The organism is Bacillus sp. FSL W8-0640 (genome assembly GCF_038007725.1).
Lineage (GTDB): Bacteria > Bacillota > Bacilli > Bacillales > Bacillaceae_G > Bacillus_A > Bacillus_A cereus.
This window is the reverse complement of sequence record NZ_JBBOXT010000004.1, coordinates 30,481-51,344: the sequence shown is the minus strand read 5'-3', so window position 1 is coordinate 51,344 and position 20,864 is coordinate 30,481. Positions and strand designations below refer to the sequence as shown.

The following is a 20,864-nucleotide window of genomic DNA, read 5'->3' as shown; positions in this document are numbered from 1 at the left end:
CATTTCCACTCGATTACACCTCTTTATAGCGCTTCTGTAACAATTGCTGTACACGTGCCGCATACATTTTAAAATAGGGAATGTTTTGCGCGGCAACCTTTCCAAAATCCATTGGCATTAATGTTTCTTCTAACAGTTTGAACTCAAATTCTAGGAATTTATCATGTTGTTTCTGAATCGAATACGGAATATTATGCAAGGCATCCGCAATTTCTCGCACATATGTCACACTGGATTCATCTTGGTTTGAATAGGAAAATACATTTCGAATCAATACAAACGTTTCTTGCAATATTTCATAACCGATGTGATGCAATACATTTTGATTCACCAACTCCCCTCATTCCTTTCACTATGGCCCTTCAATTCCTGTATTGATCTGGAACTCATAATTTTCTACAAACCATTTCTCACCTTCTAATAGTAAATTTAATTTCATGGTGTGTTTTTCTTGTTGTTCTGTTCCATCTATCGTTACAAGATAATCATATTTAACCGTTACATCCGCTTTATTATCAGCGGTTTTAATGTAGTACACATCTGTTATCTTTGCTTTCGTTTGAATGTGCATAGAGCCATCATCTTCTATATGGTTATGTGCATCCTCTGGCGCATTTAATAATTTGCTTCTTGCTTCTCCCGTTATCATTTCTTTGATCTTTTCAAATCCTGGCTTTTCTTTTTGCTTGTTATCATTCTGTATTAACAACTCTACGAACTGTTTTGCTACTTCTTGCCCTTTATCTTGCGTGTTTTCTGTTAAAACTGTTACGCGCTTTTCCAATGCTCGATTCTCTGTTTTTAGCTCTTTTACTTGTTCCGTCCATTTCTTTTCCGTTTGTTCAACTTTATGCTGTAAAGTGCGATTTTGATTCCATAACCATACACTGATACCCACCAGTACAAGTATGACTAAACCAACGATTCCCTGTTTCATCCCTATTCCTCCCTTTCTTTCCGCTTATTTCGGCAAATACGGTGCTGGGTCGACTTGACCAAACGTCAAAGATGTTTTGATCTCAAAGTGAAGATGCGGCCCTGTTACCTGCCCTGTTCTTCCGCAAACTCCCACCTGTTGACCAACTCCAATGTTTTGTCCTTCCTGTACAGTAATGGACGACATATGACCGTATAAACTCCAATATCCATTCCCATGATTAATGACAACTACATTTCCATAGCCGCCAAAACCCGAACCGGAAGCGCCAAATTTCGCCCACTCTACAACGCCACCTTTCGACGCGGCAATTGGGGTGACACCGTCCTGGCATGAATAATCAATACCTTTGTGAATGGTGCCCCAGCGTGGTCCAAATGGGCTTGTAATCGTTGTTTGAGCGATTGGACGAATAAACCCTTGTGAGCTTGCTGATCCCGTATCTACAACGCCGCCTGGCTTTCCCGCTTCACAATTAAAAGTAAGACCGCCCATTTGCGCTACAAACTTTGTTACTAATACAGGCCATAAACCATTTGTGCCATGCGGATCATTTGCCGCCCCTGGCGGTGCATATTTAGCACCTATTGCTTCTATGGTTGTGATCCCCATACCGATATAGTTTTTATATAAGTTTCGGGCCATAGCGTTGATTCCTTCGTCTAAAGTGGCAAATTTCATGAACCCTTTCATTTGTGAACTGCTAGGGTCCATAAGTCCGCCTGGGTTGTTATAGTTCTTTACTGCATTAGAAGTACCGTTCCCCGTTTCCAATCTCGCAATGGCCGCTAGTAAAACGGGATCGATTTGGTTTTGTGTTCCTGCATTTAAAAATGCTTGTGCTTTCCCTGTAAAAACGCCGCCCAGGTGGGGTTGTAGTTCTTCTGGCGCCACTGTTTTTCCACCTGGACGACAAACCGTCATTCCATTACTTGGTATGGTTGCTGGCGCTTCCTCTTCTTTTTTGCCAATGCCTTGCGCCAAAACGATAAATAAAATAAATCCAATACAGACGAACAATCCTATTGTGAAAGTGGAACTTCCAAAAAGAAGTGTCAGTAACCAGGATTTCTTTTTCTTCTTCTTTTTTTGTTCTTGTGCAATCTCTTCTTGTATCGTTTTGTCTACGACTTCTTTTATTTCTGGTCTCATATCATCCCTCCCCCCTTACAACATGTATCAAGATTGAATAGAATATCTTCGAACAATCAGCCCATATATAAGGGCTAAAAGAATGGGTATAATCGTAAAAACATGAAATAGTAACGTTAAAACAGTAGATTGCTGGTCTTGTATAAAATGTAGTAATCCAAAATGACCGATTCCTACAAACCACATGAAAAAGGCTAGTTTCGCTCTATCATCTATACGACAACGTAACTCATTATGGATAATTTGAAGAGTGAGAAGAATGAGTGTATACCAGATAAGTAATCCTAAACCAATCCATCCTAATAAATCTGTCGGCCATTCTCTCTGTATGAAAAGAATGATTATGTTCATCCACCCAAAACATCCGATACAAAGAAAAATACTGATACTCACCATTTTCATACACGTTAATCCCCAGTGTTTCATAGCTATATCGCTCCTTTTTTCGTAAAAAAATAGTAAAGTCCTAAAAGTCTAGGACTCTACTCATCTTTCTTTGGTGGCTCCAAATCATCTAAGTTATCTAAGTTTTGCGGATCAGTAGAAGGCATCCAGTTTTCACTTCCAGCGGCTACAGCTCCATATTGTATATCTGGTGTATCGATTGTTTCCGCTTCTCCTTGAATCGGTTCATTTTTGCTCACTTCTTTCTCATTTACTCGTGTTAAATCAGAAGAGGAAACGGATTCCGTCGGGATAAATGAGTCAGAAGAATTTGTTACTTGTACAGTTGACTCGACATCTATATCATCTTTTTTTGCAACAATTTCCCCCGCTTCATTCACTTCTGCAGGAATAGCATCTGGAATATCTGCACTTGTTGTTTCTGGTGTATGAGGTACAATGACACCTTCTTCATTTACATCTGCACGAATTGTATCTGGTATTAAAGGTTCATTTGCATCTGTTTCAATTGGTGTTGAGATTTCTTGTTGTGGAATATGTGTTGAAGTTTCCTGTTCTGATTGTATTTCTTCTCTTGAAATATCCATCGGAATTTCTTCTGTTGGGATGTCTTGTTGTGGGATATCGGATGGGATTTCTTCATATGCTTCATGATCTGTTGAAACTTCCTCTAATGGAAGTTCTTGTGTTGGTACTTCTGTTTGAATCTCTTCATATGCCTCCATATCGCTTGAAACTTCTTCTAGTGGTATTTCTTGTTCTGGTACTTCTGTCTGGATTTCTTCATATGCCTCCATACCACTTGAAACTTCTTCTAGTGGTATTTCTTGCTCTGTTACTTCTGGCTGTACCTCTTCATATACTTCTATATCAGTCGGAATGTCTTCTAATGGCACCTCTTGTTCTGGTACTTCTGGTTGAATTTCTTCATATCCCTCTATATCAGCTGGTATTTCTTCCCCTGTCGGAATTTCCTCATTCTCTAAAGATACAAGTTCTGGTTGAACATCCATTTCTGATTCTTCTACCTCTGTTCCTTCTTGTTGTCCTTCTACTTCTTGTTCTAATGCTTCTTTATCTAAGCTGATAAGGTCTTGTTGCATTGGTGCCTCTTCTTCACCTGGTGTCGTTTGTTCTTTCCCTTCCTCTTCCTGTTGTGGTAAATTCCCATCTTTATCACGATCTTGTAAGGAGATAAGATTTCCTTTCTTTTGATTCTCTTCTTTTTCTTGTTCCGTTTGATTATTTGGTAAATCATTCGGTATATTCGCTTGCACTAACGGGTTGGCTTTTGTCTTTTCGTCGTCTGTCCCTGCATTTTCTAACTGGCCGCCTGCCGCCGCTAATTCAGCCGCGCTGTTAAAATGTGCTCCCATTTTGTCTCCAATATAAGACATTGTATTTCCAGCGTACTCTTTCCCCTTATCTACAAAGTTTTCAGTCATAAGAGATATATTTGTGACCGTTTCATACACGCCACGTGCTCGACTAAAGGCCGCAACAATATTTCCTCTAAACAGGTAGCAAAGAACGAAAACAAGAATTTGGAAAATCATTGTAGACACATATCCTGCAACGCCCGCTTCTGGTAACACATATAGTAATTCTGCTATTGTAAAGATGATCACCAGCATAACAGACATAAAGATTTTTAATGCTAATGGGCGAATCCATTGTGAAGCCCAGCTTTCAATGACTCTACGATATCCTGGCAATAGAGCCACCGCCATGACGATTGGTGAGATAATACTCATGACAAGAAACCATAATTGGAATGCTACAATCAGTAAACAAAATGCAATCACTGGAACACCTGCGAATGTATTCACGACATAGTACATAACTGTAAATACAAGGCGCTCTCCTACAGACGTAACAATCATCATTTGGTTTCCTTTTTTTATTTCCTCTTGTACCTTGCTCTCCCTATCTTTTCCTGGTGCTGTCGCTAATAATTCATCTACTCGTTTAGCACCTAATTTTTCTTTTGAATCTTCACCATACTGTAAAAATAAATATGGCCGTTCAACTAGCAAATCCCAAATTTGCTTTTTCACTGAAAAGATTGCGTCTGCTTTGGAGCGTCCTGGATCACCCGCAACCGTTCCTGTTGCTTTTGCTAATACCGTTACACTAATTTCAGAACTAATCGTATTTGCACTCTTTAAAATCGCACCTGCATTTCCAATGTACGTAACAATAAAAGCAATAACCAAAACTGTTTTCACTAACTCACTTAAACCTTTTGAGGGCTGGCGCTTAATAAAGAAAATATAGCCCGCATAACAAGCCGATAACACACAAGCAATGCCGATAATTGCTGGGAATAGTCCAGAAGATGAAAAACCGCCTTTTCCAATACCAGCGATATTTTGCATAGCCGCACCTAATTTATCCGCTACGGTATCTACAATATCCAGGTTCAATGCTTGATCGACTAGAAAAATTGTTAACTGGCCAAGAATTACATTTAACTGAAACGCCATATTGGCAAGCCATTGACATGTTGTATACAACATTCTTTGCAAGTCTTTTCCTACACTATCATCACCAAATAAGTATCCACCAACTTTTTGAAACACGTTCTTATCTTCTTCCTTTGGTTGATATGTGTCGATTTCGTAATACTTATCTTTGTAAATCCCATCTGTGTACCCACTAAATAGATTTTCAGAAATTCTTGCTCCCTTTTGTTCCTGTTTTTCTTCTGTTTTTGTATCTTCCGCTAGGGCCACATGAGGCCCTAACGGTAGTAAAAAGAATACAAGAATCATACAAATAGAGAAAAGTTTTTTCATTCCTTTTGCCCCCATTTATGAACATGAACTGGTTCCATACTTCCTACAGTTGAATTTAAATTGTTCCAGTTCCATTCGTAATTTTTCCATTTCTCGTCCTTTTCGTCTTTTACCATTCTAAGATATAGCCCCATTTGGGCCTGTTCTACAGGATCATAATATTTAACTCTGTAATAATACTCATTTTTATCTTCTTTCAAATCATATCTAAACAAGTCATATCTTTCTTTCATTTCTTGGCTAATATTTGGATGCTCGACTCCTTCTTCCATAAATTTGTATTTTTTATATTGAAGATCGTTTAATTTTTTTGTATCCATTTCAATATAAGCCTTTAAATACTCAACTGCGGCTTTATCCGCTTCTTTCATATCACGCTCTTTCTGACTTTCTTTTTGATTTGCATTACTTTTCGTTTCATTTGAGCAACCCGCACCCCCCGTTACCATTAACATTCCTGCTACACATAATCCCGATAACATACGTAATTTTTTCATCGTTCCACCCTCCATATACAGATAATTTAGAATACTCTTATCTGTATTGTAATACGAATTACGCCAATTGTTGTGCGCGTTCTTCGTCTGTTTTCGTAGAGGAATCAAATGCTGTCTTTAATTCTTGGAAAACAGGATCAATTTCTACAACAGCGGTTCGCCCAAAAATGTCCTGGAATAAGGCTTCTCCGCGTCTAAGCTGGCGTAACATTAAGATATTTTCTTCTGTGACCGGTAAGTTATAGTAACGCAACATTTCTTCCGCTTCCTTATCGTATTTCAGTGCAAAACAGAACTTCATACCCACATTTGCAACCTCTTTGTTTTCTGATTGATAATCGGATGCATTTTGTGTTCCTAAATACAAGCCGATATTGTGATAACGTCCTTCTCGAATGATTTTGTCAGAAGACGCCGCACCCTCTTTATTTTTCAAAATACTTGATGCCTCATCTTGTAGGTATACTTTGAAAATACTACGATCAGAATGCATTAAGGATTTACCAAATGCCGCTAATGCAATTAAGATACTACGAGATAATTTATCTGTAACACTTTCATTCTTTTCCTCTGATTTCGGAATGCGTAAATGTTGAATTTGTAATACCTGTAATGGACGTTCTAGACTTAATACGCGGTAATCTTGACCTTGTTTACCAAATAATAAATCCCCTAGCTGGATGCCTTCTAAGGTTGCTAAACGATTTGTAAGAGCGTTTAACCGTTCTAATTCAGTTGGCAATAAGTTAGGTTCTTTCTTCATTTCCACTAGCTCTTTACGAACCAAAGTTAAACATGCGTCTTCTTTTTCCGCCACTCGTTCAATAGCTTTATATAAATAGTCATATCGGATATCCTCTAAACCTACATCCGATAGGAACGTCAAAATTTCAAGTGCTAAACTCTTCGCATCTTCTATCGTTGCACTGATTCGAAATGGGTCTAAACAGCCCGCATCTTCTTTATTCTTCCCAAGCGTCCATACTTGCAAGGTATCCTCATTGAATCCTGGCAATAATTCGGGCCATCGTGTGCGGTCCCCTTTTGGATCGATGATAAATGCTCTTCCGCCACTCATAACAATCCAGAAAGCGAGTAAGTTCATTAAGAATGATTTCCCTTTCCCTGTTTGCCCCGCAAACATAACCGATAAACTTTCAAACGCTGTTACAATGTTATCTAATGCTTTCGCCGCGAGTTCGGGACGAACAAAAACAGGTCGATTTAATTTCTTTGTCTTTCCAATGTAAAACCCTTGATTGTCACCAATTTGTGTTGTGGCCCCGAACATTCCCATTGCAAGTACACCTGGCTCCACAAACAATTTGAAGTCCGTATTATAACGTTTAGAACCTGGTAAGAACTCGTAAAAGTACGCTAACTGTTCTCCATATGGATTAACTAACTCAATTTTCATTTTGCGATATTCTGTAATGAGCGTATTTACACGTGATTTTAATGTTTTTTCATCTTCGGCATACACGCAAAACAGTACACTTAATTCATATCCAGGTGCTCCCGTTGTTTCAAATCGATCTTTTACAATTTTGACGCCTCTTGCTTTACGGTCAATTGTTAAATCTGTTGTGCGGCCGCCTACCATTGCTTGTTGGCGTTGATCGTTTAATTCTAGTTCACTATTCGAGAGCTTTTGTGTAACCATCTGGTTTTCTAAATGATACGCTCGAATACTCATTTCAACAGGAAACTTTAATGAATGTGATTGAATGCGATAAATCCACTCTCCACCAGGAAAAGCCGATATTTCAGGCATATCTTTCACCGCAAGAAAAGCAACATGAGAGGTTTCGATTTCTCCTTCTTCATTTTGTCTTTCTAGTATAAGAGAACGTCCTGGGCTTTCATCAATCACCGTATCTGTTAATTTGATCATTTCTTGTAAATCGGGACGGCGTACTTTTACCGCCTTTCCTTCTTCATTTTGCAACGTAACTGTAGAACCTACCTTCCAGTTTTGATCACGATTCAGTTCTTTCATTCCACGACTAAAGTTATGATGGAATAAAAAGCGCGTTGTAGACGGTTTCGCACGTCTTGTATTAGGAAATGCCCCTCTAACCTGGCTAAATAACACGTCTTCTACTTCTAAATAATTTTCGATTTCCTCTTCTAAAATATCTGTCACATTCATACCCGATATGTTTTGGGCTGTCTCTGCAAAACCTTCTCTTATCTTCTTCATAAACTTCCATGTTTCTACAACAGGGTTACGAATTTGTCTTTCTTTCTGTTCCATGTTCAGCTGTACTAAAACGAAAAAGCGATATTCCATGTTCTCTTTCGCAATGGCCGCATTTCGTAAGTATTCTTTTACTTTTTTAAAAAGAAAGCGTCCTGTTGGGGCCATTGGTCCTTTTAAAGTGGAAATATGTTCATCCAGAATTTCATCTGAATTTGTTGTACGAGGAATCACAAGCAAGTGGACATCATATTCTTGATGGGTAAAAAGAGCGAGTTGATTTCGATAATATACTTTTTTCGTGCTTTCGTCTTGATGATCGTATTCGAATCCGTCTACTTCATATACTGCGGATACTTTTTCGTCTGTACTAAACGCTAAATTCTTTTCAACGTGCTTTAATGGTGATCTGTTCATCATTTTCAACATCTTTCATTTCCTCCTTTTGGGGTAAAAATGTTAGGTCATAAGCGTGTATGTCCTTTTCTTCTTCTTCACTAGATGAATGTACGGTTGGTATATCTTTGACATCATATTGCACACACACATGACCACGAATCACATGTTTTTTTAATTTCGGCAAGGCCACTAATCGGCTACTTTGATGCTTACGTAAACGAAATGTGATCCAGGACCGAACAAAAGAGAAAAGCGATTTTCCATCTGTTTTATATTTATCTGCGCCCCATACCAAGAAAAGAGGAATCACACCATAATACATAAGCCAAACTTGATCGATCATATCTCCAAATATCCATTTAGAGGGAGGAAGGAAGCGGAAGGCTACAAGCCCCGCTTCTACCGCCGCAAAATAACCAAGTGCCCTCCATGTAACCGCACGCGGAAGACGATACCCCATAATTTCGTACTGTCTTCGCATATAGTTCATATAGCTTCCGAAACAATAGACAATGATAGATTTTGATTCTTTTTCCTTCATGTAGCCCTCTTCCTTTCCGTCCCTTACTTAGACGCCAAATAATCCGCCTAACCACGTTCCGATTGTTTTTAATGCATCTGGTTTGTTAATGAAGAATACAACAATCCCGCCGCCAACAATTAACGTAATCGCTTTTCCCCATGCGCGCTTTGCCGCTACGATCAAAATAACAATGATAAACGCACAATATAACGCGTATGTTCCTTGTGTCTTCATCATTTCGAAAAATCCTTCTAACCCGATTCCTAACACAAAATGATTTATATTGAACATATACATGCCCCTCTCCTATTTTGTTTTTAAATCTGTTACAATCCATTGCTTTCCATCTTGTTTTACAAACAACGTATAACCTGTTTTCATTTTCGATTCGGAATGTGGATCAATCATAGATACCTCTGTTTGTACCTCATATGTGCCTTTTGTTTTTCCTGGATAAATCTTAGAGGAAAGTACATTTTCAAATTTCATGGCTCCTTCTAACCCTTTAATATCTGTATTGGCTAAAACATACGCGAGTTCTTTTTGTGTTGCGGTGGTATAGGATTTAAAAAAGGTTGGTAAAAATTCTCGAATGTCTTCTTTTACAGTGATTTCATGAATTTCCTCTCGTTCTTTTCCTGTTTTTTCTTCTGGTACTTCTGCTTTTTCATTTACCTTGACGATTTGAGGGAATCCACTAATTACAAAAGCCTTTCCATCTGTCCGAACAGGAACCGACACTTGCTGGATCACCTCCTTATCCTCTGGCCCGCTATTATCTGCTTTCATGCGGCTTAATTTGTATTTCACTTTAAAAATTACGCTTGCTTCTTTATCTGTAACCTCATTTACTCTTAATACAGTTGCGTATAGAAAATTGGAATCCCATTGCATACTTACAAAATCTAAACCAACTTGCGGATCAAACGTTTTCGGTATATAGGGATGTAAGCGCTCTGAACGCTTCTTCTTGCCTTCATCCCCTCTTTGCCATGTAAAGTATTCCTTTGCGAATCCGCGCGCAAATTCAATTGCTTCTGGACGTGTAGAAAGGTTTTGTTTTTGCGTAACTTCCTTTGGAGTGGTGCTGGCCTTTGCTTGTGTATCTCCCTTTCCTTTTACTACGGTTGTGATGGATACAATCAGCATCCAACTAAACAGGAGCCAAAAGGCCCATTTTCCAATTAAGCGGCCTTTATAGGAAGGAAGCCTTGTGGCTTTTCTTGCCTTCCCTTGTTTACTTTCAAATGTTTTTGCAAACCACTGTTTCACCTTTTGAAACATATTCATCCCCCTTTCAATTTCGGTACTGGCGTAAAGATCGTTCGTAGCAATCACAAGCGAATGAAGCCATACCAACCGCGGTTGATTCATCTTTTATTTCATTTCTTGCATAATTGATAAAATTGTTGAGTTTGGTTTGACTGCCTGTAATATATGGGAATCTAGCATGAACCACATACCGTTTACCTGTATCCCTCCCTACTTCGAAGGACGCTCCATCTGTAGCCCGAAACTCCCTTACAAACTCTAAACCTTCCAATGTATCCATTTTCATCCCCCTTACGATCGACTATCGACCATCTTCCATATTCCCACTACGACCAGGAAGAAAAGCAAGACACCTTCCCATCCTTGCGTATAGTAAATTTCCACCACTTTACTTTTCACCGCTTCCCAGGCTTCTCGTGATCCTGGTACTCTTTCAAATAACCAATCTGAAAAGACAACTAACAGAAAAATACTGGCGCTTATCGATAAAATAAACCGAAACACATTCTTAGAACCTCACTTTCTCATTTGGATTTTGAATATTCCGATAAATATTCCCGAATGGGTCTTGCAATATATCTTGAAACAGTGTGATATAAACTGGAATTTCTGGACTGCTTACCCCTTTTAAGTAGCGAATCAATTCTTTTTCCCTACTTTCACTACCTGCAACAAATACCAGGCGCCATATTGGTATTTCATATCCCATACCAGCATGTGTCCGATAATCTGCCTTTTTTCCTTCTTGCGTCATGAAATCGTTATAACGGATGATCTTTTTTTCTAATACTTCTTTTGATCCGTAAGAACGTTCCATTTCCATGAATACACCAATGTTTTTATCAATCGCTTCTTTTAATCCAATTACCGCAACCCCGTCTGGGCGTATGACACGATTTTTTCCTTTTGCATATTGGAATGTGGCCCGCGGTTCGTTAATCCATTCCTTTAGTTCCAATCTTTCTTCTCTCTTCGATATTAATGTCATGGCACATTCAATCTTTGCTAACATTAAACTGTGATACACAAAGGATGCCGAACGTTGGGACCAACTACTTTTCCAATGTACACTCCCTCTTAATCCACAAACTGTTTCTACTCCCTTTGCCGCAAGCGTATATACGTTTTGCGGTCTTCCAGATTTACGAACCTGGTTTCTTGAAACAGGTATGGGAAGTAATTCATTTTTTAAATATTTTTCTTGTACCAAACGATTCAAACGGTAGTATACTGATTTTTTCTTATGGTTCGGATATACTTTTTCTGTTATATACTCCATATCAATATAGATGTGATTGTGTATATCCATAAGTAAGTTTTGGTCTTCTTCCAATAACAACATACTGCACATAGTCTCTACTCCTTTTCCCACATATCGAAAATGCTTTTTTCTCCTTTCATAACTGCCTCCATTTCATCCTCACCCTTTGATGTTTCGATGATTGGCGTTTCTTCTGGAAGTTCTATTTCGGATTCTTTTGTTTGTGTTTCTGGCTGTTTCACTTCTGGTTTTTCTTCTTTCACTTTTACCGCTTCGGTAGCTTGTTTTCGAAATGGGATAATTTGCGCTTGATATGCGGGTTCAACTGGCTTTGTTTCGGAAACAGGTTCTTTCACTTCTTCATTGGAAGGTGCTTTTTCTTCTAATTCGTCTAGCCCCGATGTCACAACAGGTTCTTCTTTTGTTAAATTGACTTTTTCGGCTTGTTGATACTTGCCTTTTCCATATAGAAACTCATCAATTTCCTTGTCGATTTCTAATCCTGCTTTCCCATTTTGTTGCTCTAAAGAATGAATCTTTGCTCTGGTCCATTCATTTGATGCATGAATTTCTTTTTCGTTTTTATAATTCGCCGCTTTTCCATTTGGTAGGTATCGGTCTAATGGTGGAACACGTATAGTACACCACACATTTTTTGCCTCACCTCTGATATAATCTTGCGTTTGAATCGCTACAACTAAGTTAGGAAGGTTCTGCAAATACTCTGTACGGAATTGCTTTTGCATAATGCCCTCTAACGTTTTCGCGGAATTATGACCTTGCCTACATACAAAGTAATTTCCGCCCGCCTCTGTTAACATATCTGTTAGCTCTCTGTCTAACTGTCCCGAAACTTGCTGGGTAATCACCCATAATCCAAATCCATGCTTCCGATCCTTCGCAATAATTTTCGGAAGAACGGGTACTGGCACGTCATGGGCTTCATCTATCACGCCTAAATGTAGTTTTGAACCATGCGGCCGCTGTTGGGCGATACGGTGATATTGATTACAAATGTAACCGACTGTTAGTAATGTATCTTCTTTTCCCATGCCCGCTAAATCATAAAAGATAAGGTGGCCTTCATCCATCCACTTCCGAATTTCTAAGGAAAAGCCTGTTTGCCCGTACATACGCTTTAAATACAACGTATTACGGAAGATATCTAATCGGTTTAAAATTGCCTGTGTGCTGTCTTCTAATGCGCTTCCTACTTCATATTTCCAAAAGTGAGAGTAATATTTTTGTTCTGGTCCTTGTAAATTGGCGATTACATTTGCTCGAAACAGTTCATCACTTATGAAGAGTGGGATACTTAAAATCGTATGAATTTGACTCTTATCACAAAGTAACGTCCCGATAATGGCCCTTAGTAATCGTTCTGTTTGTTGTGCTTGCCCTTGAATCATTAACTTAATCATTTCCATAATGGATTCAACCACTGTTTGGATATCTTCATTTGGAAAGCGATGAAACAAATTCAAGGCTGGTGGATGATCTGTATTTCGAAAACGGATAAAATGAACTTTACTCCAATCAACTTGTTTCCCATCCTTTTCCGCTTTTAAGAGTCTATTCATTGCTACATATGCCAAATCTTCGGTTGGATCAAATAGAGACAATCCACCCGCTTCATTCGGATTTTCTAGCCATTTATCAATGACACTTTGCATCAATCTCATGGCAATGGTGCTTTTACCAGACCCAACTTTCCCCGTAATGTAACCATGATTCTTGAAAAAGTCTTCTCGAATTTTTACTAATCGATCCTTGATATAGGGATGCATCACATGGCCAATTGAAATACCTTCGGCTAATAAATCATTCGGTATCATGTTTTCCCCTTTATCTAGATACAGGATGTTGCGCTCTGTCTTGCTATTTTTATCCCCTGTTACGTTAGGAAGATGGAACAAGTTTAATAGCTCTGATCCCGTCCATATCATTTTCCCGTATACGGGATGTGGTACAGCTGGCATACTACGTCTTAACCTTCTGTATCTAAGCTCATTCACATCTGCCATAATACTTGCTACCATATGCCCTAAATTTTTAATAACAGGTACACCAGGATAATAGTCACTTGCAAATGAAACAGATACTTGAAATGCCACTTCATTTTTTGCAAACCGTTTATTTAATGCGCGAATCTCTTCTTTTTCAAAGGCATCTAGCCCATGCTTTTTCTTCTTTCGAATGGTCTTTTCTGCTTTTCGAATCCCTTTTGTCAGCTGATATCCGTTATCTGGTGTAAAAGCAATATCAACCCATGTCTTTTCTTCCATTGCACTTCCTAACATCGGTAATACATCACGTGTATAGCGTGCTAGTGATAACGTGGCATCTAGCCGCTTTCTCTTTAATACCATCCGTCCTCCTACCGCTTTCCTTGTTGGAAATGGCATTTCTTTCTTTGGGACGGTATAAATTTCACTGTGGGTATAGGCGCTTTGTATGGCTTGCATAACCTGTTTGATTTTATCTTCTGGACCACCTACATAAAAGCGAACACGCTCGTTTTCTCCCTCTGGACGATACATCGTCATGCGGTACCAATCGCGCCCTTTTAACAGGCGTTCTAAAGGCTTTCGGCCCGAACCATGTACATGCCGAATCATTTGCCCTAGTTTATCTGGTGTGACTTCATCATCTATGTGCGGAATGAATAATACATATCGATACCGCTTCTTTTCTAGATATAAATAGATGCCATGTAAGACAATCCTTATGACAATTCCCAACAGGATCAATAAAGCAATCCCACGAAACACACCGACTACAGTTGGCACCAGCTTCATCAATTCTGTGAGGATTTTTTCTTTAGAAAACCAGACAAATGCAACAGCTCCTATACCTAAAAGCATTTTCCAGTTCTTTTCTATGAAGTTTTCAATTTCTTTGTCGAGCTTGCTGTGCGCCACTTCTTCACTTCCTTTCTATCCTTGAAATGGCCTTATGCAAGGGCTACTAATTTTTCACGATGCTTTTGTGTTCGTTCTTCAGCGGCTAGTTGAATCAGAATTTGAGGTTGCATGATCCCGTTTTGAGGTTTGTTAATTTGATCTAAGAGTGTTTTATAGTTGAAGAGTTCTTGTTTCACTTGTTCAATATCTAATTCACCATTTATCATTACTTGTTCTTTCCAGAACGTTTCCCAGCATTCTTGACGATTTTGATACGCTTGTTTTCCCATCTTGCTTCCTCCTTTTAAGTGGGGAGGATATTCAGTGAAAGAATGTCCTCCCATGAATATTATGATTTGCGCGCTTTTTTGTAAGGGTCTAGCGTGACCAAGAGAGAAGAGAAAATCATGCTTTTTCCCATTCTTCCCGCCCATTCTTCTGTACGCTTATTTGTTGAAGGTGTATGTGTTGTATGAGGAACTCGACCGATATAAAAACCACGTTTACTTCGCATATGCTTAATTGGTTTCATAAGAAATCCTCCTGTATTGTTTTATCTTTCTATATCGCTAAATAGAAATATTCTGTACATCTAAGAGGTTTCATTCATTATGAAGCTACTAAATCTAATTCTTCTAAATCTGTAGAAAGGATCGTAATTTCTTGTTGGTGCTCTTTGAACAGAACATGTTGGATATTTTTTCGCAACTGAAACCCATCTTCCACCAATGCAAGTAAATATGATTTCGTATATTTCCTATCATTGATTTGATAATGTACATCAAATATGCACATTTGATCCCGCCCTCCCTTATCAGTTGAGAGTTTTTTAAACTTCTTGATTCTTACGTTTTCTAAATGCGTAAACAGCTAGGATGCTACCAAGAACGACAAATGTAACACCGATCCATTTCCAATATGGATTTTCAGCTTTGCCGCCTGTTGTTGGTAAATGGCTTTCTGCTTTCTTAGTTTGTTCTTTCATCGGTTGTGGCTGTTTTACAATGTGTTGTGGTTTCTCTGGTGTTGGTACAGGTTTTTCAATAACCTGTGGTGTTTGTGGCTTCTCTGGTTGTGGTTTCTCTGGCTGTGGTTGCTCTGGTTGTGGCGTTTCTGGTGTTGGTGGAACTTCTTTTTTCTGATCTGCTACAACATGTTTGATGATCTCACCATCTGTTTTAATTTCAAAAGAGAATGTTTCTTCATTAATTAAATATCCTTCTGGTGCGAATGTCTCTTTATACATGTATTTACCAGCTGGTAATTTCTCAAACTTTGCAATGCCTTGTTCGTTTGTTTTTCCCTTCACGACTTCCTGGCCTTGCTCGTTATAGATTGTAAACTCTGCACCTGGTAACTTATTGTTTCCATCGGCTACATCTACTTTGGTAATTTCTAAGCTACCCTCAATCTTTTTGTTTTTTACGGTGTTTTTAATAATTTCACCATCTGTTTTAATTTCAAAGGAGAAAGTTTCTTCATGTGACACATAACCTTGTGGTGCAAGTGTTTCTTTGTATGTGTACTTCCCTGCTGGGAGTTTATCGAACTTCGCAATGCCTTGTTCGTTTGTTTTTCCCTTCACGACTTCCTGGCCTTGTTCGTTATAGATTGCAAACTCTGCACCTGGTAGCTTGTTATTTCCATCCGCTACGTCTACTTTTGTAATTTCAATTGAGCCTTTAATCTTTGTATTCTTTGCAACTAGCTCAATTGTTTTTCCATTTTCAGTAATGCTAAACGGAATCGGGTCTTTTACCAGCACATAGCCCGCTGGTGATGTTTTTTCAATGAATTGGTACTTTCCAAATGGGATATTATCAATTTTGATTAACCCGTTTTTGTCTGTCTTATGCTCACTGATTTTCTTGCCTTTTTCATCAGCTAGGATAAAAACTGCACCTTCTAATTTTGTTTTCCCATCTTCATCTACTTTTACAAGCTGTACATTTCCTTTTACTTGATTGTTTTTCACTTCGAATGTAAGTGTTTGATTATGCTCTTTTACTTCAAATGGATACCTTGTTTGATTTAATAAGTAACCTTCTAATCCTTTCGTTTCCTGGAAGTAATACTTTCCAAACGGAAGAGAATTTACTTTCGCAATCCCTTCTTGATTTGTAGTTACTTTTGTAACTGCCTTTCCTTCTGGCGTAAATACTGTAAATTCAACACCTGGGAGAATCTTGCCTGTATCACTTACTTTTTTAATTTCAATATTGCCTTTGATTTGTACATTTTTCATTTCAACAACAGCAATTTCACCTGTTTTCACTTCAAAAGGCTTTGGTGTAGCATCTAACACATATCCAACAGGTGCTTTCAATTCTTTTATAGTGTATGTGCCAAGTTCTAAGTTACCCATTTCAGCGATACCGTTTTTGTCAGCTGTAATCGTTCCCATAACTTGTTGATTGCTGTTTGCGATTTCAAATACTGCGCCCGGTAGTGGCTTTTTGTTTTCATCCACTTTCATCACTTTTAAGGCGCCATTTGCTTTCCATAATACTTGTAAGTCTGTGCTTACTTGTTCTGTACTGCGCTCTAATAATACAGTTGCATCTTGAATCGTACTTGTTCCTTTATATACGATTGCATGAACATTCGTTAGATTTGAAACGACTTTTAGAGATAGTTCACTACTCTTAGAGGATTTTGGTACTTGAATACGGAACTTTTCTCCTAGTTGGAATGTTTCTTTCACTTCACCTTGTTCTGTGACAATACGTGTGCCTTGTGGTGCATTGTTCATTTGTACTTGAAATGTACCTTTTTTTGCATTTGTTTGAACGTTGTATGTTGTTGTTTCGAAATATTCACCGTTTAATTGGGCTTCTTGTTTATCCGTTGGAATGACATTCATCCAGACATCTTGTGTATCCTGGCTTTGATTTGCCGCGTGAATAATGTGCTTTGCTGCTTTTTTAACTGCCGCATTCTTGAACTGTAATTCATCAACGGAAATCTGGCCAAGTGCATTCCAAAGAGCTAATTGCGTTGCATAGTGGGCTTCTTCCCAATTAGAAACACCTAAACTTTCTGGTGTTTTCTTTGGGTATCCATTCATTAAGACGCGATAGGATACATCATCTGTTTTGCCTGCTTCTGGTAAATCCTCTCCATTTGGGGATTTTAAACCGTATACCAGACAATACGCGATTTGACCACTGGCGTTCTTTAGTAGCTCTGTACGAACATCTTTCCCATACTGCGGACTATAGGCCCAATCCATCTGATACCTTTCACGATTGATTACCTCCGCACTAGCTTGATTCAGTGGAATCAAGAAGCTCATCACAAATAAAAGTACACTCGTAAAGAGTAGTAGTGTTTGATACGATCGTTTCAAAACCATTTTTTACAGCTCCTTTAGGATTATTCAGTTTTCAAAGGGCAGAATATTTAGAATTTTATCTTTCTAAATATAGAACAGTATACTTTAGTCATAATTATTTCGTCTTTTAGCCGAATTTCATTTACAATACACTTAGATAGATGTAATCAATAACATGAGGTTTATTCATTCTGTGATGGGTATTGCACGATAATATGTTGGTCTGAAAAGTTTCTCGATTGGAACTTCAAGGAAATCAGCTATTTTTTTAGCTTTATTGTCTTTCAGACTCCTTCTTCCAATTTCAACATCATATAATGTGCCGATTGGAATTTTAGCGCCTTTGGAAACTTCCTTAATACTTAAACCTTTGGATTCCCTGTATTCTCGTACAACGGTTTTGTTTTCATGTGACGCTAGCATTTTTTCACCCTCCCTTCCCTTAATTACATTGTATTCGGCTTAAAGCCGAAAGTCAACACGAAACGAATAATTTTTATTCAAAAACGCAATTTTATTTTAAAATCCGTGCAAAGGAGATTAATTATGACCAATACATTTCTAGGACAAAACCTTAAACATCTCAGAAACTTACAAAAGCTAACTCAAAAAGAGCTAGCTTCCAAAATTGATATCTCTTATTATGCTTATAACAATTGGGAAAATGATTTAAGGGAACCAGATTTGCTATCTTTAAAAAAGTTCTCTATTTTCTATGATCTTCTTATTGATGAATTAGTTAATACACAAATAATTTCATTAGATTCTATAGAGATACAAAATCACAAACTAAATATGATAAAAAATCTAGAAAAAAAAGATGTACTAAAACCACTTGAAGAAAACTTAAAAAGACTAAGATCATTAAAGGGACTAAGTCGCAAAAAAATCGCCGAAGAATTAAATACTCCCTATAGTACATATGCTGGCTGGGAAAATGGATTCAGAGAACCTGATATTTCCACGCTCAATAATATAGCTTCATACCATAAAGTAAGTATAAATGACTTATTGAATCCAGATGCGGCCGTTAGGGATGAAGATACATTAAAGCTCATCTCGCGCTTATCTAAGAATTTATTTGAAACATACATAAGCGTTCCAGATGAGCATAGAGCTGAATTAGAGAAAAAATTGATTGCCTATATGAATGAATTTAAATCTCAAAAAAAGATCAAATAAGTTTAGTTAAAATTATTATGTTTAAATTAGCCTGTCTTTTCTATATTTTCCCCTGTACTTTCTTGTTTACATATTTGGATTAAATCCATATATAGGTTAAAAATAGTATATACATCAGTTGTACAACAATTATTCTTAACATTTTGCTCTAACCAATGAATATTTAATTCCATGACAATGCCACGTCCTTTTCTTATATTTTAAGAATCAGCGTCAAGGTGGTGTATTTTTTTTACAGAATCAAAAATCGCACCACCCCCTAAAAAGTACGAAAGACGCTACAATAAGTAGCGTCTAATCATTTTAAAATTCAGTTTTTTAAATTTAGACTCAACCAGTCCCAGGGTCTACCATCATATAAGATGGAGTTAAAGAGGGATTATCTTGAACCTTAGCAAACTTTTCAACAGGTTCATTATGTAAAGAAGTTACTGAAATCCCTAAAACAAGTAGTATGCACATTAGATATTTAGTCAACTAAATTCACCTCGCTTTTCAATAGCGCTTGTTTCACACCTCTAGCATAAAACAAGTTTCCAGATCTTTCAAAAGATATTAATGCCTCTTTTAAACCTTGTATGTCCCCAATTACTTTTGAATAAGAATATAATTGATGTGCACTAAATCCATTTTGTTCCAAAATTTTATACATTGCAAGCCCTTTTTCTCGATCTCCATGTAAACATTCATAATGAGCGTGTTCACCGATATGAATATAATCAAAATCAATCTTATGAAGATTAAAATTATTTTCAATATAAAGATGTGCCAATGTTGTTTTAAAAGCAAAATATTTTTGAGATTTTCTAGGGACATGGATATTATCAAGAAGCTCCAATGCTGATTCCATGTGCATTTCTGCCCTCAAAGGGTCCTCATATATGTAACTCTCTCCTAAACACCCTTTTGCAACAGCCTTAATCATCGGAATTTCTAAGTCTGATTTTAAGATTGATTCACAGACTTCTCTACATTTATCAATTTTGTCACTCAACAAGTATATATAAGCAAGCCTTTCTTTATATTGCATATATAAATGATCTTTTATATATGTCTGTTTAATCTCTTTTATAGATTTTTCCGCGTCTTTTGCGAAAGGAGAAACTGCATTTGATTCGTCCTCATCATACATAGCCACAGTATAAAGCAAATTTGATAACGCTTGACACTCAGCGTTAGAAGAAAGTTTTAAATTTTTAATTTCATCAACTATTTTTTGCCCCTTAATTTCATTTTTATTTCTTCGATTAAATAAATCATAAATTAATAGGTACTGACTCACACTATCGGTATTAATATGTTTTTTTATTAATACATCTATAATCTCGTAATCACCAGAAACATGCGAATAACACAAGGATTTCCTAATGTTCAAAGGACTTTTTATTAAGAGTATAAAGGTATTAATTTTTTGACGTCTTACCTCTAAATTGTCATATAAGATGCTAACCACTTTTAAAAAGCTGTCTAATTTCATTTCATATTTGTTTTTACATTCAATTGCTCTAGTTATTTTTTCTCTACTTACCCCTGATAATTTGGCTATTTTACGTAATGTATATTTTTCGTTTATTTTTTGCGATATTTCATCCATAAGATGTTTCATTGTAGTTTCTTTTGTAATGATCTCGTTCATAGTGACAATTCCTCCTCACTAAACCCTATTAGCCCTTTACAAAATTTTAACATATCTTCATGTTTTTTATTTTAGAATATTAAGAATCTTCGCCGGCGTGGTTGAAAAAATAAATACTAAATATTCTGAAAATTATGAAAATTTTTATTGGAATTTCGAATAGGTTTTATTCATCTTTTATTGATATTTTGCGAGGAACGTTTTACAATACAAGTATAACAACAAAAAAAATAAACCCACCTCGAGCTTTTATCTGGCTGAAGTTTGGCGACGACACCAGATAAAAGCTCCCTAACAGGGTTCATTCACATAAAAAATTTATATGATTTTTTTTAGTATCATACTTGATACTGAAATTATACCAT

General features: G+C 37.3%; 22 protein-coding genes. 1 reads left to right on the top strand and 21 read right to left on the bottom strand.

Annotated features, from left to right (window positions below; translation table 11 throughout):
• Window positions 1–13 precede the first annotated feature (13 nt).
• From N2V80_RS30230 to N2V80_RS30140, 19 genes are all read right to left on the bottom strand, one after another.
• Window positions 14–331 carry a hypothetical protein gene (locus N2V80_RS30230; RefSeq protein ID WP_061655325.1) on the bottom strand — a complete coding sequence of 106 codons (318 nt, stop codon included), beginning with the start codon at window positions 329–331 and terminating at the stop codon, window positions 14–16.
• A 21-nt stretch (window positions 332–352) separates the two neighbouring features.
• On the bottom strand, window positions 353–937 hold the full coding sequence (locus tag N2V80_RS30225) for a hypothetical protein (RefSeq protein ID WP_061655324.1): 585 nt from the start codon (window positions 935–937) through the stop codon (window positions 353–355).
• 24 nt (window positions 938–961) lie between these two features.
• Window positions 962–2,089, bottom strand: coding sequence for a peptidoglycan DD-metalloendopeptidase family protein (locus N2V80_RS30220; RefSeq protein WP_061655323.1), 1,128 nt, complete (start codon window positions 2,087–2,089; stop codon window positions 962–964).
• Between the two features lie 27 nt (window positions 2,090–2,116).
• Complete coding sequence (locus N2V80_RS30215; protein ID WP_061655322.1) at window positions 2,117–2,515, bottom strand: hypothetical protein; 399 nt, start codon at window positions 2,513–2,515, stop codon at window positions 2,117–2,119.
• Between the two features lie 56 nt (window positions 2,516–2,571).
• Window positions 2,572–5,292 (bottom strand): CD3337/EF1877 family mobilome membrane protein, encoded by a 2,721-nt coding sequence (locus tag N2V80_RS30210; protein ID WP_061655321.1) that lies wholly within the window; start codon window positions 5,290–5,292, stop codon window positions 2,572–2,574.
• Window positions 5,289–5,789, bottom strand: a complete 501-nt coding sequence (locus N2V80_RS30205) for a hypothetical protein (protein WP_061655320.1) — start codon at window positions 5,787–5,789, stop codon at window positions 5,289–5,291. Before N2V80_RS30205 ends, N2V80_RS30210 begins: the two co-directional genes overlap by 4 nt.
• A 58-nt stretch (window positions 5,790–5,847) precedes the next feature.
• Window positions 5,848–8,418, bottom strand: a complete 2,571-nt coding sequence (locus tag N2V80_RS30200; protein WP_061655319.1) for an ATP-binding protein — start codon at window positions 8,416–8,418, stop codon at window positions 5,848–5,850.
• The gene (locus N2V80_RS30195; protein ID WP_061655318.1) at window positions 8,378–8,929 is read right to left on the bottom strand and encodes a TcpE family conjugal transfer membrane protein; all 552 of its coding nucleotides are present in this window, start codon (window positions 8,927–8,929) and stop codon (window positions 8,378–8,380) included. The genes N2V80_RS30200 and N2V80_RS30195 overlap by 41 nt, the downstream gene beginning before the upstream one ends.
• Window positions 8,930–8,956: 27 nt before the next feature.
• The gene (locus N2V80_RS30190; protein ID WP_000281809.1) at window positions 8,957–9,208 is read right to left on the bottom strand and encodes a TcpD family membrane protein; all 252 of its coding nucleotides are present in this window, start codon (window positions 9,206–9,208) and stop codon (window positions 8,957–8,959) included.
• A gap of 9 nt (window positions 9,209–9,217) precedes the next feature.
• Complete coding sequence (locus tag N2V80_RS30185) at window positions 9,218–10,195, bottom strand: conjugal transfer protein (RefSeq protein ID WP_061655317.1); 978 nt, start codon at window positions 10,193–10,195, stop codon at window positions 9,218–9,220.
• A 13-nt stretch (window positions 10,196–10,208) separates the two neighbouring features.
• The gene (locus N2V80_RS30180; RefSeq protein ID WP_061655316.1) at window positions 10,209–10,463 is read right to left on the bottom strand and encodes a hypothetical protein; all 255 of its coding nucleotides are present in this window, start codon (window positions 10,461–10,463) and stop codon (window positions 10,209–10,211) included.
• Between the two features lie 11 nt (window positions 10,464–10,474).
• The gene (locus tag N2V80_RS30175; protein WP_061655315.1) at window positions 10,475–10,687 is read right to left on the bottom strand and encodes a hypothetical protein; all 213 of its coding nucleotides are present in this window, start codon (window positions 10,685–10,687) and stop codon (window positions 10,475–10,477) included.
• A gap of 4 nt (window positions 10,688–10,691) precedes the next feature.
• Window positions 10,692–11,534, bottom strand: coding sequence for a replication-relaxation family protein (locus N2V80_RS30170; RefSeq protein WP_061655314.1), 843 nt, complete (start codon window positions 11,532–11,534; stop codon window positions 10,692–10,694).
• Between the two features lie 5 nt (window positions 11,535–11,539).
• Complete coding sequence (locus tag N2V80_RS30165) at window positions 11,540–14,365, bottom strand: hypothetical protein (protein ID WP_061655313.1); 2,826 nt, start codon at window positions 14,363–14,365, stop codon at window positions 11,540–11,542.
• 32 nt (window positions 14,366–14,397) lie between these two features.
• Window positions 14,398–14,637 (bottom strand): hypothetical protein, encoded by a 240-nt coding sequence (locus tag N2V80_RS30160; RefSeq protein WP_000517899.1) that lies wholly within the window; start codon window positions 14,635–14,637, stop codon window positions 14,398–14,400.
• 59 nt (window positions 14,638–14,696) lie between these two features.
• Window positions 14,697–14,879 (bottom strand): hypothetical protein, encoded by a 183-nt coding sequence (locus N2V80_RS30155; RefSeq protein WP_000802603.1) that lies wholly within the window; start codon window positions 14,877–14,879, stop codon window positions 14,697–14,699.
• 77 nt (window positions 14,880–14,956) lie between these two features.
• Window positions 14,957–15,142 (bottom strand): hypothetical protein, encoded by a 186-nt coding sequence (locus N2V80_RS30150; protein WP_000334852.1) that lies wholly within the window; start codon window positions 15,140–15,142, stop codon window positions 14,957–14,959.
• A 34-nt stretch (window positions 15,143–15,176) separates the two neighbouring features.
• The gene (locus tag N2V80_RS30145) at window positions 15,177–17,702 is read right to left on the bottom strand and encodes a SpaA isopeptide-forming pilin-related protein (RefSeq protein ID WP_061655312.1); all 2,526 of its coding nucleotides are present in this window, start codon (window positions 17,700–17,702) and stop codon (window positions 15,177–15,179) included.
• A 165-nt stretch (window positions 17,703–17,867) separates the two neighbouring features.
• Window positions 17,868–18,104, bottom strand: a complete 237-nt coding sequence (locus tag N2V80_RS30140; protein ID WP_000881199.1) for a helix-turn-helix domain-containing protein — start codon at window positions 18,102–18,104, stop codon at window positions 17,868–17,870.
• 123 nt (window positions 18,105–18,227) lie between these two features.
• Here N2V80_RS30140 and N2V80_RS30135 point away from each other — a divergent pair, with 123 nt between their 5' ends.
• Window positions 18,228–18,863, top strand: coding sequence for a helix-turn-helix domain-containing protein (locus N2V80_RS30135; protein WP_061655311.1), 636 nt, complete (start codon window positions 18,228–18,230; stop codon window positions 18,861–18,863).
• Between the two features lie 330 nt (window positions 18,864–19,193).
• Here the strand turns inward: N2V80_RS30135 and N2V80_RS30130 are convergent, their stop codons facing one another.
• Window positions 19,194–19,340, bottom strand: coding sequence for a hypothetical protein (locus tag N2V80_RS30130; protein WP_170957987.1), 147 nt, complete (start codon window positions 19,338–19,340; stop codon window positions 19,194–19,196).
• On the bottom strand, window positions 19,333–20,499 hold the full coding sequence (locus tag N2V80_RS30125) for an AimR family lysis-lysogeny pheromone receptor (RefSeq protein ID WP_061655310.1): 1,167 nt from the start codon (window positions 20,497–20,499) through the stop codon (window positions 19,333–19,335). Before N2V80_RS30125 ends, N2V80_RS30130 begins: the two co-directional genes overlap by 8 nt.
• Between the last annotated feature and the right edge of the window lie 365 nt (window positions 20,500–20,864).

What these genes read in the sequence shown, in the direction of transcription:
- N2V80_RS30225 (WP_061655324.1), bottom strand. Translation starts at nt 937, where the DNA reads ATGAAACAGGGAATCGTTGGTTTAGTCATACTTGTACTGGTGGGTATC.
- N2V80_RS30220 (WP_061655323.1), bottom strand. Translation starts at nt 2,089, where the DNA reads ATGAGACCAGAAATAAAAGAAGTCGTAGACAAAACGATACAAGAAGAG.
- N2V80_RS30215 (WP_061655322.1), bottom strand. Translation starts at nt 2,515, where the DNA reads ATGAAACACTGGGGATTAACGTGTATGAAAATGGTGAGTATCAGTATT.
- N2V80_RS30210 (WP_061655321.1), bottom strand. Translation starts at nt 5,292, where the DNA reads ATGAAAAAACTTTTCTCTATTTGTATGATTCTTGTATTCTTTTTACTA.
- N2V80_RS30205 (WP_061655320.1), bottom strand. Translation starts at nt 5,789, where the DNA reads ATGAAAAAATTACGTATGTTATCGGGATTATGTGTAGCAGGAATGTTA.
- N2V80_RS30200 (WP_061655319.1), bottom strand. Translation starts at nt 8,418, where the DNA reads ATGTTGAAAATGATGAACAGATCACCATTAAAGCACGTTGAAAAGAAT.
- N2V80_RS30195 (WP_061655318.1), bottom strand. Translation starts at nt 8,929, where the DNA reads ATGAAGGAAAAAGAATCAAAATCTATCATTGTCTATTGTTTCGGAAGC.
- N2V80_RS30190 (WP_000281809.1), bottom strand. Translation starts at nt 9,208, where the DNA reads ATGTATATGTTCAATATAAATCATTTTGTGTTAGGAATCGGGTTAGAA.
- N2V80_RS30185 (WP_061655317.1), bottom strand. Translation starts at nt 10,195, where the DNA reads ATGTTTCAAAAGGTGAAACAGTGGTTTGCAAAAACATTTGAAAGTAAA.
- N2V80_RS30180 (WP_061655316.1), bottom strand. Translation starts at nt 10,463, where the DNA reads ATGGATACATTGGAAGGTTTAGAGTTTGTAAGGGAGTTTCGGGCTACA.
- N2V80_RS30170 (WP_061655314.1), bottom strand. Translation starts at nt 11,534, where the DNA reads ATGTGCAGTATGTTGTTATTGGAAGAAGACCAAAACTTACTTATGGAT.
- N2V80_RS30160 (WP_000517899.1), bottom strand. Translation starts at nt 14,637, where the DNA reads ATGGGAAAACAAGCGTATCAAAATCGTCAAGAATGCTGGGAAACGTTC.
- N2V80_RS30155 (WP_000802603.1), bottom strand. Translation starts at nt 14,879, where the DNA reads ATGAAACCAATTAAGCATATGCGAAGTAAACGTGGTTTTTATATCGGT.
- N2V80_RS30150 (WP_000334852.1), bottom strand. Translation starts at nt 15,142, where the DNA reads ATGTGCATATTTGATGTACATTATCAAATCAATGATAGGAAATATACG.
- N2V80_RS30145 (WP_061655312.1), bottom strand. Translation starts at nt 17,702, where the DNA reads ATGGTTTTGAAACGATCGTATCAAACACTACTACTCTTTACGAGTGTA.
- N2V80_RS30140 (WP_000881199.1), bottom strand. Translation starts at nt 18,104, where the DNA reads ATGCTAGCGTCACATGAAAACAAAACCGTTGTACGAGAATACAGGGAA.
- N2V80_RS30135 (WP_061655311.1), top strand. Translation starts at nt 18,228, where the DNA reads ATGACCAATACATTTCTAGGACAAAACCTTAAACATCTCAGAAACTTA.
- N2V80_RS30125 (WP_061655310.1), bottom strand. Translation starts at nt 20,499, where the DNA reads ATGAACGAGATCATTACAAAAGAAACTACAATGAAACATCTTATGGAT.